General features: G+C 74.7%; 14 protein-coding genes and 1 pseudogene. 8 read left to right on the top strand and 7 right to left on the bottom strand.

Going from position 1 to position 15203, the window contains the following annotated elements; genetic code table 11:
• Positions 1-43 precede the first annotated feature (43 nt).
• Positions 44-2203 carry an RNA polymerase recycling motor ATPase HelR gene (gene helR, locus TR48_RS05560; protein WP_042364759.1) on the top strand — a complete coding sequence of 720 codons (2160 nt, stop codon included), beginning with the start codon at positions 44-46 and terminating at the stop codon, positions 2201-2203.
• A 392-nt stretch (positions 2204-2595) separates the two neighbouring features.
• The gene (locus tag TR48_RS05555) at positions 2596-3033 is read left to right on the top strand and encodes a lytic transglycosylase domain-containing protein (protein ID WP_042364758.1); all 438 of its coding nucleotides are present in this window, start codon (positions 2596-2598) and stop codon (positions 3031-3033) included.
• Positions 3034-3150: 117 nt separating this feature from the next.
• Here TR48_RS05555 and TR48_RS05550 read toward each other — a convergent pair whose 3' ends face one another.
• Together TR48_RS05550 and TR48_RS05545 are read right to left on the bottom strand one after the other, a co-directional pair.
• Entirely contained in the window at positions 3151-4026 is an 876-nt protein-coding gene (locus TR48_RS05550) for a diacylglycerol/lipid kinase family protein (RefSeq protein ID WP_042364757.1), read from the bottom strand.
• Positions 4023-5672, bottom strand: a complete 1650-nt coding sequence (locus TR48_RS05545; RefSeq protein WP_042364756.1) for an FAD-binding oxidoreductase — start codon at positions 5670-5672, stop codon at positions 4023-4025. The genes TR48_RS05550 and TR48_RS05545 overlap by 4 nt, the downstream gene beginning before the upstream one ends.
• Positions 5673-5744: 72 nt before the next feature.
• On the opposite strand from TR48_RS05545, the gene TR48_RS05540 reads away from it, so the two are divergent.
• Positions 5745-6371 carry a TetR/AcrR family transcriptional regulator gene (locus TR48_RS05540; RefSeq protein ID WP_152627811.1) on the top strand — a complete coding sequence of 209 codons (627 nt, stop codon included), beginning with the start codon at positions 5745-5747 and terminating at the stop codon, positions 6369-6371.
• Positions 6372-6420: 49 nt separating this feature from the next.
• A complete protein-coding gene (locus TR48_RS05535) occupies positions 6421-7974 on the top strand; it encodes a glycerol-3-phosphate dehydrogenase/oxidase (RefSeq protein WP_042364754.1) in 1554 nt (517 codons plus the stop codon).
• Positions 7975-8083: 109 nt separating this feature from the next.
• Here TR48_RS05535 and TR48_RS38610 read toward each other — a convergent pair whose 3' ends face one another.
• The 4 genes from TR48_RS38610 to TR48_RS05515 all read right to left on the bottom strand — a co-directional run bounded on the left by TR48_RS38610 (position 8084) and on the right by TR48_RS05515 (position 11728).
• Positions 8084-9286, bottom strand: coding sequence for a peptidoglycan DD-metalloendopeptidase family protein (locus tag TR48_RS38610; RefSeq protein ID WP_052442420.1), 1203 nt, complete (start codon positions 9284-9286; stop codon positions 8084-8086).
• Complete coding sequence (locus tag TR48_RS05525) at positions 9283-10113, bottom strand: peptidoglycan-binding protein (protein WP_161789777.1); 831 nt, start codon at positions 10111-10113, stop codon at positions 9283-9285. The genes TR48_RS38610 and TR48_RS05525 overlap by 4 nt, the downstream gene beginning before the upstream one ends.
• A 426-nt stretch (positions 10114-10539) precedes the next feature.
• Positions 10540-11310, bottom strand: a complete 771-nt coding sequence (locus tag TR48_RS05520; protein ID WP_042364753.1) for a hypothetical protein — start codon at positions 11308-11310, stop codon at positions 10540-10542.
• A 7-nt stretch (positions 11311-11317) separates the two neighbouring features.
• Positions 11318-11728 carry a DUF5997 family protein gene (locus tag TR48_RS05515; protein WP_042364752.1) on the bottom strand — a complete coding sequence of 137 codons (411 nt, stop codon included), beginning with the start codon at positions 11726-11728 and terminating at the stop codon, positions 11318-11320.
• Between the two features lie 100 nt (positions 11729-11828).
• Here TR48_RS05515 and TR48_RS05510 point away from each other — a divergent pair, with 100 nt between their 5' ends.
• The 4 genes and pseudogenes from TR48_RS05510 to TR48_RS05500 all read left to right on the top strand — a co-directional run bounded on the left by TR48_RS05510 (position 11829) and on the right by TR48_RS05500 (position 14232).
• Positions 11829-12602 carry a LysR substrate-binding domain-containing protein gene (locus TR48_RS05510; RefSeq protein ID WP_042364751.1) on the top strand — a complete coding sequence of 258 codons (774 nt, stop codon included), beginning with the start codon at positions 11829-11831 and terminating at the stop codon, positions 12600-12602.
• Between the two features lie 99 nt (positions 12603-12701).
• Positions 12702-13169, top strand: a pseudogene (locus TR48_RS46970) (NAD(P)-dependent oxidoreductase); the annotation flags it as partial.
• Positions 13155-13592: an NAD-binding protein gene (locus TR48_RS46965; protein ID WP_268873560.1), complete on the top strand. Its 438-nt coding sequence runs from the start codon at positions 13155-13157 to the stop codon at positions 13590-13592. The pseudogene TR48_RS46970 and the gene TR48_RS46965, both read left to right, overlap by 15 nt.
• 139 nt (positions 13593-13731) lie before the next feature.
• Positions 13732-14232, top strand: a complete 501-nt coding sequence (locus tag TR48_RS05500; RefSeq protein WP_042364749.1) for a cupin domain-containing protein — start codon at positions 13732-13734, stop codon at positions 14230-14232.
• A gap of 21 nt (positions 14233-14253) precedes the next feature.
• On the opposite strand, the gene TR48_RS05495 is transcribed toward TR48_RS05500, so the two are convergent.
• On the bottom strand, positions 14254-15203 hold a 950-nt coding region (locus TR48_RS05495; RefSeq protein WP_369405557.1), incomplete at its 5' end, for a LysR substrate-binding domain-containing protein.

The raw sequence follows: 15203 nt of genomic DNA, 5'->3' as shown, positions 1-15203 counted from the left end.
ACAATCGACGGCCCAGGCCAGAAACCCTGCCGAAACGGGAGACATGGAACCCCTCAGCACCAGCGCTTTCGCTCTCTCCGACCGCCTCTCCCCCAAGGCCGACCCGGCCCTGATCGGCGCCGACGAGAAGCACTTCGCGGCCGTCGCGCAGAGCCTCGAGCTGGCGGTCGCCGACGTGTCCGACCGTCTCGACGACGCCCTGAGGGCCCCCGGCGGCGCCGGCCGGGCGGCCATGGACCGGGACGCCGAGGTCCACCGGCTCACCGGCCGCCTGCGCGCGCTGCGCCGCTTCGGGCTCGACCTGTGCCTCGGACACATCGTCAGCGCCGAGGACGCCGAGCCGGTCTACATCGGGCGGCTCGGTCTCACCGACGGAGACGGCCGCCGCCTGCTGCTCGACTGGCGCTCCCCGGCCGCCGAGCCGTTCTTCGCCGCAACCCACGCCAATCCGATGGGCCTGGCCAGCCGCCGCCGCTACCGCTGGACCCGGGGGCGGATCACCGACTACTGGGACGAGGTGTTCACCGCCGAGGGCCTGGAGGGGCGCGCCGCGCTCGACGACCAGTCCGCCTTCATCGCCAGCCTCGGCGGCACCCGCTCGCCGAAGATGCGCGACGTGCTCGCCACGATCCAGGCGGACCAGGACGCGATCATCCGGGCGGGCTCGCGCGGCGCGCTCGTCGTCGACGGCGGTCCGGGCACCGGCAAGACCGTCGTCGCCCTGCACCGCTCCGCCTACCTGCTCTACTCCGACCCGCGGCTCGGCCACCGTCGCGGCGGCGTGCTGTTCGTGGGTCCGCACCAGCCCTACCTCAACTACGTCTCGGACGTGCTCCCGAGCCTGGGCGAGGAGGGCGTGCAGACCTGCACCGTGCGCGACCTGGTCGCCGAGGGGGCCGCCGCCCGGCCCGAGGCCGACGCCGAGGTGGCCCGCCTGAAGTCCTCCGCCGGCATGGTCGAGGCGGTCGACAAGGCCGTCGGCATCTACGAGGAGCCGCCGACCAAGGGCATGACCGTCTCCACCGAGTGGGCCGACGTCCGGCTGACCGCCGACGACTGGGCGGACGCCTTCGCCGCGCCGAGCCCCGGCACCCCCCACAACGAGGCCCGCGAGCAGATCTGGGAGGAGCTGGTCGCGATCCTGATGGACCGGCTCGGCCTGGACGAGGACGGCGACATCACCCCCGAGCTGTTCCGCCGCTCGCTGCAGCTGGACGAGGAGCTGGTCACCGCGCTCCACCGCGCCTGGCCGCTGCTGGAGCCGACCGACCTGGTCGGCGACCTGTGGACGGTGCCCGCCTATCTGCGGCACTGCGCGCCCTGGCTCGGCCGCGACGAGGTCCGGCTCCTCCAGCGCGAGGACGCCCAGGCCTGGACCGTGTCCGACCTGCCCCTGCTGGACGCCGCCCGGCGCCGGCTCGGCGACCCGGAGGCCGAGCGCCGCAAGCGCCGCCACGACGCGGCCGTGGCGGCCGAGCGCGCGCGGATGTCCGACGTCATCAAGGACGTGCTCGCCGCCGACGACGACGGCGAGGGCGCGGTGACCATGCTGCACGGCCGCGATCTGCAGGACAGCCTGATCGACGGCGGCGCGCTGCCCACCGCCGCCCCGGACCGGCTGGCCGGCCCGTTCGCGCACATCGTCGTCGACGAGGCGCAGGAGCTGACCGACGCCGAGTGGCAGATGCTGCTCCAGCGCTGCCCGTCCCGCAGTCTCACCGTCGTCGGCGACCGCGCCCAGGCCCGTCACGGGTTCACCGAGTCCTGGCGGGAGCGGCTCGAAAGGGTCGGCCTGGACCGGATCGAGGTGGCCTCACTGAGCGTCAACTACCGTACGCCGGAGGAGGTCATGGCCGAGGCGGAGCCGGTGGTCCGGGCCGCGCTGCCGGACGCGAACGTGCCGGTCTCGATCCGCAGCAGCGGCCTCCCGGTCGTACACGGGTCCGCCGCCGAGCGGGACGCGATCCTCGACGCCTGGCTCGCGGAGCACGACGAGGGCGTGGCGTGCGTCATCGGCGATCCGGGCTTCCGGGAGACCGAGCGGGTGCGGTCGCTCACCCCGGAGCTGTCCAAGGGGCTGGAGTTCGATCTGGTCGTGCTCGTCGACCCGGACGCGTTCGGCGAGGGCGTCGAGGGGGCCGTCGACCGCTACGTGGCGATGACCCGCGCGACCCGGCAGCTCGTCGTGCTGACCAGCGCCTGAGCGTGCCGGAGAGGGCGTGCCGTCCGTGGTCGGACGGCACGTCCTGTGCCGCCGGTCACGCTTGACCTGCTCCTTTGGTCCGTTTTGTTCATCAAACTGTGCTCTCGGCCACTTTCGGGTCCGATTTCCTTGCCCGTCCGATCCGCGCCGTGTTTCCGTGTTTGAGGTCGAACCGCGGCGAGCCACTCGCCAGGGACGATTCCCGCAGCCCCTCCCGGCCGCGGACCGGGGCCGGATGCCCCAACGGCGGGAAGACACCGCCACGCAGACAGATCGCGCTCCTCGCGGTTGTGCAGCCGCAACGCACGGTCGAACACGTCTGCGCCTCAATCGATCGGCACGAGAACACGGCCTCCCACGCCGTTGCTGCCGTTCCCTGTCCCTGGAGTGACATGAACCGCAAGGCTCGTCTGGCCACCCGTCTCGCCGTCGCCGGCGCCATCGCCGGTGGGGCCGTTCTCGGCTCCGTCGCCACCGCGAACGCCGCGACCCCCACGTACGGCAACGACCTGAGCGGCTGGGTCGCGCAGGCCCAGTCGATCCTGGCCGCCCACGGCGACCACGTCCCGCCGGCCGCCGCCATCGAGGCCCGCGCCATGACCGAGTCCTCCGGCAACCCGCTCGCCGTGAACAACTGGGACTCCAACGCCCTCGCGGGCACCCCGTCCGAGGGCCTGATGCAGACCATCGTGCCGACCTTCGACACCTACGCGCTGCCGGGTCACACCGACATCTGGAACCCGGTCGACAACATCGTCGCCGCGGTCCGCTACGCTAACGCCACCTACGGCGCCTTCGAGAACATCGCCTACGGCACCAACGGCTACTGATCCCAAGCCGGTTCAGCCGATCGGGCCGGGATTTCGGCCCGGTCTCGCGCAGGCGACCAGCCCTCCGTCCATGGTGGTCTCTCCCAGGACGGAGGGCTGTTCACGTGATCGGGACGATCACGCCAGCAGCTTCAGCGCTCCCGGCAGCAGGGTGATCCGGGCGGGGAGCGTGGTGACCTCGTCCCCGTCCGCGCAGACCGGCACCGGCCGGTCCGCGTCGACGGTGATCGAGGTGCCGGTCATCAGCATGACCTCGGGACGCTCGATGTGCGTGCCCTTCTTGGCCTGGCCCATGAAGCTCACCACCTGGCGGCGCGGTCCGTCGCCCACCACCATCACGTCCAGCTTCCCGTCGTCCGGCTCGGCCGGCGGGACGATCCGCAGGCCGTGCCCGTACGCGCCGGAGTTGGCGACGACCACGGTGTGCGCGCGGACCTCGGTGCGCTCGCCGTCGAGGTCGAGGCGGTAGCCGGCCGGCCGCCAGCGCAGGATCGCCCGGACGGGGGCGAGCCGGTAGACCAGCAGCGCGGGCAGCCGCCGGTTGGCGTTGATGATCTGCGTGGCCAGCGAGTCGATGCCGATGTAGACGTTTCCGGGCGCGATGACGCCGTTGACGTCCAGCACGTCGAACGCCCGCGGCTCGCCCTTGAGCAGCAGCCGCGCCAGCCCGGCCGGGTCGGTCGGCAGGCCGAGCCGCCAGGCGAGGTCGTTGCCGCGACCGGCCGGGACCATGCCCATCGTGCCGTCGGCGCGCACCACGCCGTCCGCCACGTCGCGCACCATGCCGTCGCCGCCGACCGCCACCACGACGTCGCCGCGCTCGGCGGCCTGCCGGGCCACGGAGATCGCGTGCTCCCGGCTCTGCGTCGGGACGGTGAGGACGGTGGACCCGCCGGCCCGCAGCAGGTCGCTGACCGGCTGCCACTGCTCGAAGCCGTGGCCGCCCCCGGAGATGGGGTTGACGACGGCGGTGAAGGCCCTGGCGGCCGTCACTCGGTCACCGCCGCGTCGGCACGCAGCGGGAGGTTCTCGATGAGCACGCCGGGGTTGAGCACCCCGGCCGGGTCCAGCGCGCGCTTGACCGCGCGCAGCACGTCGACGGCCAGCGGCCCGATCTCGTCGGCGTAGGTGGCCGCGTGGTCGGTGCCGACGCCGTGATGGTGGCTGATCGCCGCCCCGCTCGCGCGGATCGCCGCGTTGGCGGCCGACTTGGCGAGCTCCCACTGGGCGACCGGGTCCCCGGTCTGCGCGCAGGCGACGGTGAAGTAGAGCGAGGCGCCGGTCTCGTACAGGTGCGAGATGTGGCACAGCACCAGCGGCGGCGTTCCCTGCGCGGTGAGCGCGTCGGTGAGGGCCGTGGTGACAGCGGCGCGCAGCGCGTGCAGGTTGGACCAGAAGGTGACCGTCTCCAGCGTCTCGATCAGCACGCCCTCGTCGAGCAGCGGGTCGCGCAGGTAGGGGGCGCGGTAGCGGCCGTGGCGCCAGGCCTCGCCGCCCTCGGGGCCGAGCGGCTCGCCGCCCGCCTCCCGCAGCACGGCGGTGGCGCCGGCGCGGCGCGCCTCGACGTCGGCGGCGGTGCCCTCGTAGCCCGTGACGGCGAGGCATCCGCCGGGGCCGCCGCCGAACATGGCGGACGGGTCGGCCAGGTTGATGCCGGTCTCGGCCTCGTCGGACAGCCGCAGCACAGTCGGCTCCGGGCCGTCCTGGACCAGACGGCGCAGCGCGGCGGCGCCGGTCTCGAAGTCAGGGAAGCGCCAGGACTCGTAGACCCGGACCTCGGGCCTGGGGCGCACCCGGACCGTCACCGAGGTGATCACGCCGAGGGTGCCCTCGGAGCCCAGCACCAGCTGCCGCAGGTCCGGCCCGGCCGCCGACTTGGGCGCGGTGCCGAGGACGACGGTGCCGCGCGGGGTGGCCAGGGTGAGGCCGACGACCATCTCGTCGAAGCGCCCGTACCCGGCCGAGGACTGACCGGCGGACCGGGCGGCCGCGTAGCCGCCGATGCTCGCGCCCTCGTAGGACTGCGGGAAGTGGCCGAGGGTGAAGCCCTCGGCGCCGAGCGCGGCCTCGACGGCGGGGCCGCGCATGCCCGCCTGGAGCGTGGCGGTGCGCGAGACCGCATCGATCGCCACGACCGCGTTGAGCCGGCTCAGGTCGAGCGCGACGACGCCCGCGAAGCCCTCGCGGGCGGGAGCCAGACCCCCGACGACGGAGGTGCCGCCGGAGTACGGCACGACGGCGACGCCCAGACGGGAGCACAGCTGGAGCAGCGCCACCACCTCGTCGTGCGAGCCCGGGTACAGGACCGCGTCGGGCGCGTCGGAGGCGTCGCCCGAGCGGAGCCTCAGCAGGTCCGGGGTGGACCAGCCGCGGGTGTGCGCGAGCCGGGCCTCGTGCGCGGAGCTGACCCGCTCCTCGCCCACGACGGCGGCGAACTCGGCCAGCACGGCGGCGTCGAGGGCGACGTCCGGGAGGGTGATCTCGTCCGGCTCCAGGGCGGGCGCGGGCTGCTTGACGCCGAACGCGGCGAGCGTCTCCTTGGCCGCGGCGGGCAGGTGCGTCGCGCGCGCGGGGTCGCCCCAGCGGAAGGGGTGGAACGCCACAACGGGCAGGTCGTTCTCGGACGCGGGCTCGGTCATCGGCTTCCTCGGTCGCTTCGCTGTGGCTTCACCGTGGCGGGCTCTGCGCCCGCTGATACACTTCTACATGTGATGTCGCAGCGAATCAACAGCACGGGCGAGCTGAGGGCCGCGAACGCCATTCCCGAGGAGCAGATCCTCGACGCGGCCTACCGCCTGCTGCTCAGCATCGGCCCGCAGCGGATGACCATGGCCGACCTGGCCCGCCAGGCGGGCGTCTCCCGCGCCACGCTCTACCGCCGCTGGGGCTCGGTACGCGAGGTGCTGGCCACGCTCACCATCCGCGCCTGGACCGAGCTCGCCGAGGAGGCCTTCCCGCCCGGCGCCCGGGGGGAGGTCACCCGCGCCCGCATCGTCGAGGGCGTGGTGACGCTCGCGCGCGGCATCCGCACGCACGAGCTGCTGCGGACGATCATCGCGACGGACCCGGAGTTCCTCACCCCCTACCTGCTCAAGCGGCGTGGCACCAACACCGACCACCAGCTGGCCCTGCTGGAGCTCGCGCTGGCCGCGGGTGTCGCCGACGGCTCGGTGCGCCCGGAGGATCCCGAGCTGCTGGCCCGCTCGGTGCTGCTCACCACCTGGTCCTTCACCCTGACCGGGCCGGTCCTGGCGGGGTCCGCCGACGGCACGGGCCCGGAGATGGACCGGCTCGACGCCGAGCTGGCGCGCATGCTCGACCGTTATCTCGCCCCCTGACCCTCACCCAGCGGCCTCCCCGACCCGGCCCGGCAGACAGGACACCCGCGTGAACGTGCAGCACAGCTACTCCGCCTCCCTGAACGCCGCCCGCCGGGCGCGCGAACTCGCCACGCTGCGCGAGGCCGTGGGCCGGCCGGAACCGGCCGTGGACGTGCTGGTGATCGGCGGCGGCGTCACCGGCGCGGGCGTCGCCCTGGACGCGGCCTCGCGCGGCCTGTCCGTGGTGCTCGCCGAGAAGCACGACCTCGGCTTCGGCACCAGCCGCTGGAGCTCCAAGCTGGTGCACGGCGGCCTGCGCTACCTCGCCTCCGGCGCGGTCGGGATCGCCCACGAGAGCGCGGTCGAGCGCGGTGTGCTGATGGAGCGGACCGCCCCTCACCTGGTCCGCGCCCTGCCGCAGGTCGTCCCGCTGCTGCCGGGGACGGGCGCCTCCGGCGCGTCCCTGGTGCGCGTCGGCTTCCTCGCCGGCGACGCGCTGCGGATCGCCGCGCGCACCTCCTCGGGCACGCTGCCGCGCTCGCGCCGCCTCTCCCCTGCGGAAGTGCTGCGCTACGCGCCGACCGTCGACGCGGCCGGACTGCGCGGCGGCCTGGTCTTTTGGGACGGCCAACTCACCGACGACGCCCGCCTGGTGACGTCGCTGGCCCGCACCGCCGCGGCGCACGGCGCGCAGGTGCTCACCCGATGCTCCGTCAGCGAGGCCACCGGCGACGGCGCGACGCTCACGGACGAGCTGACGGGCGAGAGCTTCCCGCTGCGGGCCGCCATGGTGGTGAACGCCGCGGGGGTCTGGGCGGGCGAGGTCACCACCGGCATCACGCTGCGTCCCAGCCGGGGCACGCATCTGGTGTTCCGTCAGGAGTCCTTCGGCGGGCTGACGGCCGGGCTGACCATCCCGATCCCCGGTGAGACCAACCGCTTCGTCTTCGCCCTCCCGGCGCCCGACGACCGCGTCTACGTCGGCCTCACCGACGAGGACGCCCCCGGCCCGATCCCGGACGAGCCCCAGCCGACCGACGCGGAGGTCGACTTCCTGCTGCGCACCCTCAACACCGCGCTGCGCGCGCCGCTCTCGCGCGAGGACATGATCGGCGCGTTCGCGGGCCTGCGCCCGCTGCTGGACACCGGCTCCGGGCGCACCGCCGACGTCTCCCGCAAGCACGCGGTGCTCACCGCGCCCGACGGCCTGGTCACCGTCGTCGGCGGCAAGCTCACCACCTACCGCCGCATGGCCGAGGACGCCCTCGACGCCGTCCTCACCGCCAACGGGCGCAGCGCGGGCCCCTGCCGCACCCGCTCCCTCCCCCTCGTCGGCGCCGCCGACCGCGCGACCCTCGCCCACGTCAAGGCGCCGCTCCGGCTGGTCCAGCGCTACGGCACCGAGGCCGTCGACGTCCTCGCCGAGGCGGGCGGCGACCCGGAGCTGCTGCGCCCTATCGCCCCGGGCACGCAGACCACGGCGGCCGAACTCCGCTACGCCGTCCGCCACGAGGGCGCCCTCGACGCCTCCGACCTCCTCGACCGCCGCACCCGCGTCGGACTCGCCCCCGCCACCCGCGCCGCCGCAGTCAGGGCAGCCGAGTCCGCCCTGACGGACTAGGCCCGGTCGCCGGCCGACGGCCTGTGAGAACTGCTCGATCGGCAGCAGGTCTCTCCTGTTCGCGGCACCGTCCACGGCTCCGACTGTGCCGTCTCGCGTCGCCCGAGGGTCAAGCCCCCCGGGCTCCGTCGGCCGGACGACGGCGGACGCGCGCCCGCACGCCCCGGCGGTGGCCGCCGGGGGCGTCGTGGAAGACGAGCGCCAGCGGTTCGCCGTCGCGGACGGCGTGGACGTGGAGGTGCGGCTCGGTGGAGTTGCCCGAGGAGCCGACCAGGCCGACCGGCTGCCCCGCGCGGACACGCTCGCCCCGCGCCGGCCTGACCGAACCCGGTGCCAGGTGGGCGAGCAGGATGCGCTCCCGGCCGGTGTCGATGACCACGTGATTGCCCGCGGGGTGAGTCCCGGCGGTGGGGTGGTCGGGCGCGCCGTCGCGGGCGCTGACGACGGTGCCCGCGGCCGGGGCGAGCACGGGGACGCGGTAGATCGGGTAGTCGCTGAGACGACGGGGGAACAGCGGGCGGCTGGAGCGGCCGCCGCGTGAGCGGCCCACGATGTCGAGTGCCCCGCGCTGGGCCGGGACGCTCCAGTGGTGGTTCAGCAGGCGGCCGTCGCCCTCGACGATCTGCCAGTCTCCTTCGCCCAGAGGCCAGTTGAGCGGGCTGCTGCGCGCCCCCGGCCCGTCGAGCCGGTCGGCCGCCGCCACCACCGCCAGTGCCAGGGCCAGCGCGGGGACGACGGCGTCGGCGAGCGAGAGGTCGTCGCGCAGGCGCGGAGCGCGCGCGACCACGTCGGCGACGACCGCGGCCCCGACGGCCCCGACACACCAGCGCTCCCAGCGCGGCACCGTGGCGGGGACGGGGACGCCCAGCCCGAAGTAGGCGATCGCGGCCAGGGCCACGAAGGCGAGCGCGTCGACCGCCGAACTCCAGGAGTCCCCGGCGAGGCATCGCGCGAACGGGCCGGCCAGCACGACGGGCCAGAGGCCGACCCCGATGGCGGCACGGTGGACCGCGCCGCGCCGCAGCGCCGGGCGGAGGGTGTCCGGGTCGGCGGGCATGTCAGGGCTCCGGGACGGAGCGGACTCGGCGACGGTCCACAGCGCCCGGAAGCGCTCCTCGGGTTCGTCCACCAGCGCGCACAGGTGCTGGACGGCCTGCCACGGCGGCAGCGCCTTGCCGCCGAGGTAGCGGCCCCAGGAGGACTGGCTGAACGGGGTGCGCTCGGCCAGCGCCGCCAGGCTCAGGTCGTGGCGGGTCCGCAGGCGCTGCAGTTCCGCGGCCAGGACGGCGCACGCGGCCGGCGTCCCGCTCATCCGCGCAGAGCCGCCCAGGTCTGCGGACCCACCTGGCCGTCGACGTCGATGTGGTGGGCCAACTGCTCCTGGATGACGGCGTGCAGGGTCATCGGGCCGAACGCGCCGTCGACGCCCCCGGGCGAGATGCCGGCATGCTGCAGCAGGCACTGGACCTCGGCGACCTCGGGACCGGCCTGACCGTCCATCACCAGATCGCTGCCGGTCGCGCTGTTGCCCGCGAACCACTTCCCGCCGGACTGCTCGTACGTGCAGTGGTACGCCACCGGGGACTTCGCGGGCGGCTTGACGGCGGCGGCCGCCGGAGCGGCCGAGGCGGTCGCGGTGCTCCACGGCTGGGTGATCGCCAGCGTCACGGCGGCTCCCAGCAGGGCGGAGAACACGGACGTCAGCACCGTCCGCGTGTCAGGAACCCGGCGTCGCACCGGTTCTCGCGTCAGCGTCGGCTCGCCCACCGGCTCCGCCACCGGCGCGGAGCCCGGTTCCGGTCCCTGCTCCGGGTCCTGCACGTCGGAGTCGGTCTCCTCCGCAGACTCCTCCGGCCCGACCGCGGATCCGACGGACTTCCACGCCTCCTGTGCGGCGTCCTGAAGCGCCGAGACGGTGGCGGCCCCGGCCCCGGCCAACTCCACCAGCCTGTCCACCGCCTCACGCGGCGCCAGCGACCGGGCGCCGAAGTAGCGCTGCCAGGACGCCTCGCTGTATCCGGTGCGCTCGGCGACCTGAACCACGCTCAGGCCGGTCTCGTCCTTCAACCGGCGCAACTCGGCGACGAACCGGACCACTGCGGGATCGAGTCCCTCCGGCAGGGCCTTCCAACGAGCCACAACTACCCACCCCTGGTCGAACAGGCGTCTCACGCGCCCTGAAGATGCGGCTGGAGGCGTGTTGTCCGGCCGCCGAAATGAACTGTACACGCCGACTCAGAGTCCCGGCCGACTGTCCGCATGGGACGACGTCTCAGCAGCTCAGAGCCCTGCCGTCCCAGAAAACCGCCACCTGACCGACAGGGCTGGACCAGCGCGTGCCGGTGCCGCAGGATCGGAGTCGGGCGGTTGCGGATCACCGCCCTCCGCTGCGCCGTCGAGGCGGCGGCGCCGCCGAGCAGCGGCACCGGTGGGCCCGCACGGGGGCCGGGCCCGCCGGATCGCCGACATCGGTTTCGGCTCCGCCGGTCTCGGTGGCGGGAGAGGTCGGTCGCAGGGAAGTCGGGCGCGGGGAGGTCGGCCGCGGGGAGGTCAGGCGCGAGGAGGTCAGGCGCGGGGAGGCAGCTCGATCCAGAGGGCCTCGGCCTCACCCAGCAACCGGCCGTCACGGCCGTAGAGGGCGGTGCAGGTGGTGTGCTTCCGGCCGTCCTGAGCGATCAGACGGGCCGTGACGACGCACGGCTCCCCCACCGTGGGCGCCCCGAGCACGCGTGCGGTGATCCGGCCGAGGACGACGTCGCGGGTCTCCAGGTCGATCGTCCACGCGCCGGGGCAGTCCAGGGCCGCCCAGACGAACTCCCGTCGCACGTGCGGGGAGGACCCGTCGGAGCCGTTCGACGCCGCGTCAGGGTCGGCGACGGCGAGCGCGGCGTCGGGGGTCCAGGTGCAGGCATGCAGGCCGTCACCGTCGGCCACCGCGCCCGCGGACAGGTGCAGGCCCGGCGCGTCGCCCCGCCCCGTGCCGCAGACGAAGCACCCGGGGAACGGATGCCGGGCCAGGCCCCGGTACGCCTGCTCGGCGGCCTTGGCCGTCTCGAAGGAGACCGGCTCCGGCGTGCCGAGGCCGGCCAGGTCGGCGGGCGCGCCCTCGCCGACCAGGACGTCCTCGTGGTGCAGCGTGACGCCGCCCTGGTCGGTCACGACGGCACGCATCGCGGCGCCGAGCGGCGGGGGCTTGCGCAGGGTCACCACAGCGGAGGCAGGGGCCCCGGGCAGGAGCGCGGCGAGCGCGCCCGCGAAGTACCCGCCGTTGGCCGAACCGGGCGGGCCGTTGAAAAGCGGCGGAACGATCAGTGCGGCAGCGGCGGGCTGGGTCATCCCGGGATCACGCCTCCTTGGCGGCGCGACGCGCGGCGTCGGCGGCGTGCTTCTCCTTGATCCGCACCTTCTCCTTGCGGACCTCCGCCTGGGTGTCGCGCTCGACCTGCAGCCAGCGCGGGTTCTCGGCCTTGATGGCCTCGATCTCGTCGGTGGTCAGCGGCTCGCTCAGGCCGTTGCGCACCAGGCCGGAGACGGAGACGCCCAGCTTCTCGGCGACCACCGGGCGCGGGTGCGGGCCGTTGCGGCGCAGGTCGGCGAGCCACTGCGGCGGGTTCGCTTGCATGGCGTTGAACTCGTCCCGGGAGACGACGCCCTCCTGGAACTCGGCCGGGGTGGCCCCGAGGTACACGCCGAGCTTCTTCGCCGCCGTGGCGGGCTTCATGGTCTGGGTCGTCCTGGGCTTGCTCGAAGTCATGGCTCAAGGGTAGCGAGCGCGCGACGCGCCTGGTCACAGCTGCTCCCACGGGCACCGCCACGCCGCGCACCGGTCGTGCGCACACCGGTACTGTGGCCGCGTGACCGATACGCCCGCTCCCTCCTCCTTCCGTCTCGCCTACGTGCCCGGTGTGACGCCGTCCAAGTGGGCCCGGGTCTGGGGCGAGCGGCTTCCGGAGACGCCGCTGGACCTCGTCCTGGTCCAGGCAGGCGAGAGCGAGCCCGCGCTCCGGGCGGGCGACGCGGACGCGGGCCTGGTGCGCCTTCCGGTCGACAAGGACCAGCTGCACGCGATCCCGCTCTACACCGAGACCACCGTCGTGGTGATGCCTAAGGACCACCGCCTGGCCGAGGCGCCGGAGGTGCCGCTCGCCGAGCTCGCCGAGGAGCTCGTGCTGCACCCGCAGGACGACGTCCTCGGTTGGCCGGAGCAGCCGCCCGGCGAGGCGGCGAAGGAGCGGCCGCGGACGACGAAGGACGCGGTGGAGCTGGTCGCGGCCGGCGTCGGCGTGGTGCTGGTGCCGCAGTCGCTCGCCCGGCTGCACCACCGGCGCGACCTCACCTACCGCCCCGTCCCCGAGGGCGAGGCGCCGCAGTCGCAGGTGGCCCTGGCGTGGCTGCGCGAGCGCGACTCGGAGCTGATCGAGGAGATGATCGGCATCGTGCGCGGCCGCACGGTCAACAGCTCGCGCGGCAGCACGGCGACGGCCGCCGCGAACCAGGCGCCGAAGCGACAGCAGCCCGCGGCACGCAAGCAGGGGCAGCAGCCCCAGAAGCAGCAGCGCCAGCAGAAGCCCCCGGCCCGCGGCTCCAAGCCCGCCTCCCGTCGCGGCAAGCCGGGCCGCCGCGGCTGAGACGCGCCGCTCCGGCGCACGACGGGGCTCGTGGGCGTCCGTCCGCTAGCGTGACGAAGGTCCGCGCCCGGACGGACGTGGACCCACGGTGACGGGAGCGCAGGAATGACGCAGGAGCTCACGGTCGGCTTCGTCGGGCTGGGCGCGATGGGGCGCGCCATGGCGGGGAACCTGGTGCGGGCGGGGTATCGCGTCCGCGTCTGGAACCGCTCGCCCGGCCCGGTGGCCGAGCTGGTCGCGCAGGGCGCCGACGCCGCGCCGGACCTGCGCGGGGCCTTCGACGCGGACGTGGTCGTGTCGATGCTCGCGGACGACCGCGCGGTCGCGCCGCTGCTCGAACCGGACCTGCTGGCCGCGGCCCGGCCGGGCCTGGTCCACGTCGACATGGCCACCATCTCCGTCGAGCTCGCCAAGCGCGCGGCCGCGGTCCACGCCGACCACGGCCTGGGCTACGTCGCCGCTCCGGTGCTGGGACGGCCGCCGGTCGCCGAGGCGGGCGAGCTCACGATCCTCGCCGCCGGGCGGCCTGACCTGCTGGACCGGGCCGACCCGCTGCTCTCGGTCCTGGGCCGCAGAACCTGGCGGCTGGGCGACGAGCCGTACGTCGCCAACGCGCACAAGCTCGCCGCCAACTACCTGATCGTCTGTGCGATCGGGGCCATGGCGGAGGCGTCCGCCCTCGTCGACGCCGTCGGCGGCCGACCTGAGGACCTGATCGGGGTGATCACGGACAGCATCCTGCCGGGGCCGGTCCACTCCGGCTACGGCGCGATGATCGCCGAACGCCGTTACGAGCCCGCCGGGTTCCGGGCCGTGCTCGGGCTGAAGGACGTCAACCTGGCGCTGACGGCCGGTGCGGAGGCCCACGTCCCGCTCCCCCTCGGCGGAGTGCTGCGCGACGCGCTCCTGGACGCGGTCGCCCACGGCGACGGCGACCGCGACTGGGCCGTCCTGGCCGAGGTCGCCCGCCGCCACGCGGGTCTGGCGTAGCGCCGTCCCGCGTCGCAGCCGCCGAGTGAACCGGACCGAGTGGACCAGGCCGACCGGCCGGCATTGGATCTTCCGGCCGGTTCCGGCCGGAAGCCAGACTGTCGGTGAACGACCGACCGTGACGCCGAAGGAGCCCCTCATGTCGTACCCTCCCGCGCGCTACCTCGACGAGACCGGCCAGGTCAGCGCCACGCTGCGCGCCGCCGACGCGGGGCCTGACCTGCTGATCGGCGAGCGGACGCAGGTCCACCACCTCGCCACCGGCGCCTCGACGGACGGTCAGTTCGGGCTCTACCGCTGGGACATGGCGGCCCTGCCGAAGGGCGGTCCGAGCGGGCACTTCCACCGGACCATGTCGGAGTCGTTCTTCGTGCTGGACGGCACCGTCTCGCTCTACGACGGCGACAGGTGGGTCGACGCCACCTCCGGCGACTTCCTCCACGTGCCGCCGGGCGGCATCCACGCGTTCAGCAACGACTCCGGCGCCCCGGCCTCGATGCTCATCCTCTTCGCCCCCGGCGCCCCGCGCGAGGCCTACTTCGCGTCGCTGGCCGAGATCGCCGCCTCCGGCCGGCAGCTCTCGGACGAGGAGTGGCTCGAACTGTGGGCCCGCCACGACCAGTTCCCCGCCGTGATCTGACCCGCGCCGGGACGCCGCCGGCTACCGCTTGCCTCCGGCGGCCCGGCGGGCGACGTCGAGGAGGAGGCGGGCCGGGGGCGGCAGCTCGGTGTCGGCACGCCAGACGGCGCGCAGGACGCGGGTGAGCGCGACCTCCTCCGCCACCGGCACCTCGACCAGGCGGCCCACCGCCAGGTCGTCGGTGACCGCGAGCAGCGAGAGCACGGCGGGCGCGGCGCCCTGCGCGGCCGCGCTGCGCAGCGGTCCGGTCGCGCCGAGCTCCAGCGCGGGCACCGAGGGCCCGACCCAGGGGCGCAGCGCACGCTCCAGCGTCTCGCGCGTGCCGGACCCCGGCTCGCGCAGCAGCAGCGGCGTCTCGGCGAGTTCCACGCCGGAGACGGGGGTGCCGCGCTGCGCCCAGGGGTGGTCCGGCGCGGTGACGACGGCCAGCCGATCGCGTCCGACGGCGAGCGAGCGCAGGTCGCGCGGGACGAAGGGTCCCTCGATGAAGCCGAGGTCGGCCTCGCCGTGGCGCAACGCCTCGATCACCTGGTGGCTGTTGGTGACCCGCAGCCCCACGTGCGTCGCGGGGCTCACCTGACGCAGACTCACCAGCCAGCCGGGGAGCAGCTGTTCGGCGAGAGTCAGGCTGGCGGCGAGCCGCAGCTCCCCGCGCTGCTGCGCCTGGAGCGCGGCGAGCGCCTCGGCCAGCACGTGCGCCTGGTCCAGCACCCCGCGCGCCCAGTCGGTGACGACCAGCCCGGCGGGTGTCAGCCGTGAGCCGCGCCGCGACCGGTCGAGCAGTTGCAACGCGAGCTTGCGCTCCAGCGTGCGCAGACGGGCGCTGGCCGCCGGCTGGGTGATCTGCTGCTGCGCGGCGGCCCGCCCGATGCTCCCGGTGTCGGCGACCGCGACCAGCAGCTCCAACGTCTCCAGATCCCGGCAACCGCCTCGACGCCGGCAACCTCGCCTGCCCGGTTCCCTCCCGCTCC

The organism is Streptacidiphilus neutrinimicus, assembly GCF_000787815.1.
Taxonomy (GTDB): domain Bacteria; phylum Actinomycetota; class Actinomycetes; order Streptomycetales; family Streptomycetaceae; genus Streptacidiphilus; species Streptacidiphilus neutrinimicus.
This window is presented reverse-complemented; position numbering and strand designations above follow the sequence as displayed.

What these genes read in the sequence shown, in the direction of transcription:
- TR48_RS05520 (WP_042364753.1), bottom strand. Translation starts at nt 11,310, where the DNA reads ATGACCCAGCCCGCCGCTGCCGCACTGATCGTTCCGCCGCTTTTCAAC.
- TR48_RS05555 (WP_042364758.1), top strand. Translation starts at nt 2,596, where the DNA reads ATGAACCGCAAGGCTCGTCTGGCCACCCGTCTCGCCGTCGCCGGCGCC.
- TR48_RS05500 (WP_042364749.1), top strand. Translation starts at nt 13,732, where the DNA reads ATGTCGTACCCTCCCGCGCGCTACCTCGACGAGACCGGCCAGGTCAGC.
- helR (WP_042364759.1), top strand. Translation starts at nt 44, where the DNA reads ATGGAACCCCTCAGCACCAGCGCTTTCGCTCTCTCCGACCGCCTCTCC.
- TR48_RS05540 (WP_152627811.1), top strand. Translation starts at nt 5,745, where the DNA reads ATGTCGCAGCGAATCAACAGCACGGGCGAGCTGAGGGCCGCGAACGCC.
- TR48_RS05515 (WP_042364752.1), bottom strand. Translation starts at nt 11,728, where the DNA reads ATGACTTCGAGCAAGCCCAGGACGACCCAGACCATGAAGCCCGCCACG.
- TR48_RS05545 (WP_042364756.1), bottom strand. Translation starts at nt 5,672, where the DNA reads ATGACCGAGCCCGCGTCCGAGAACGACCTGCCCGTTGTGGCGTTCCAC.
- TR48_RS38610 (WP_052442420.1), bottom strand. Translation starts at nt 9,286, where the DNA reads ATGAGCGGGACGCCGGCCGCGTGCGCCGTCCTGGCCGCGGAACTGCAG.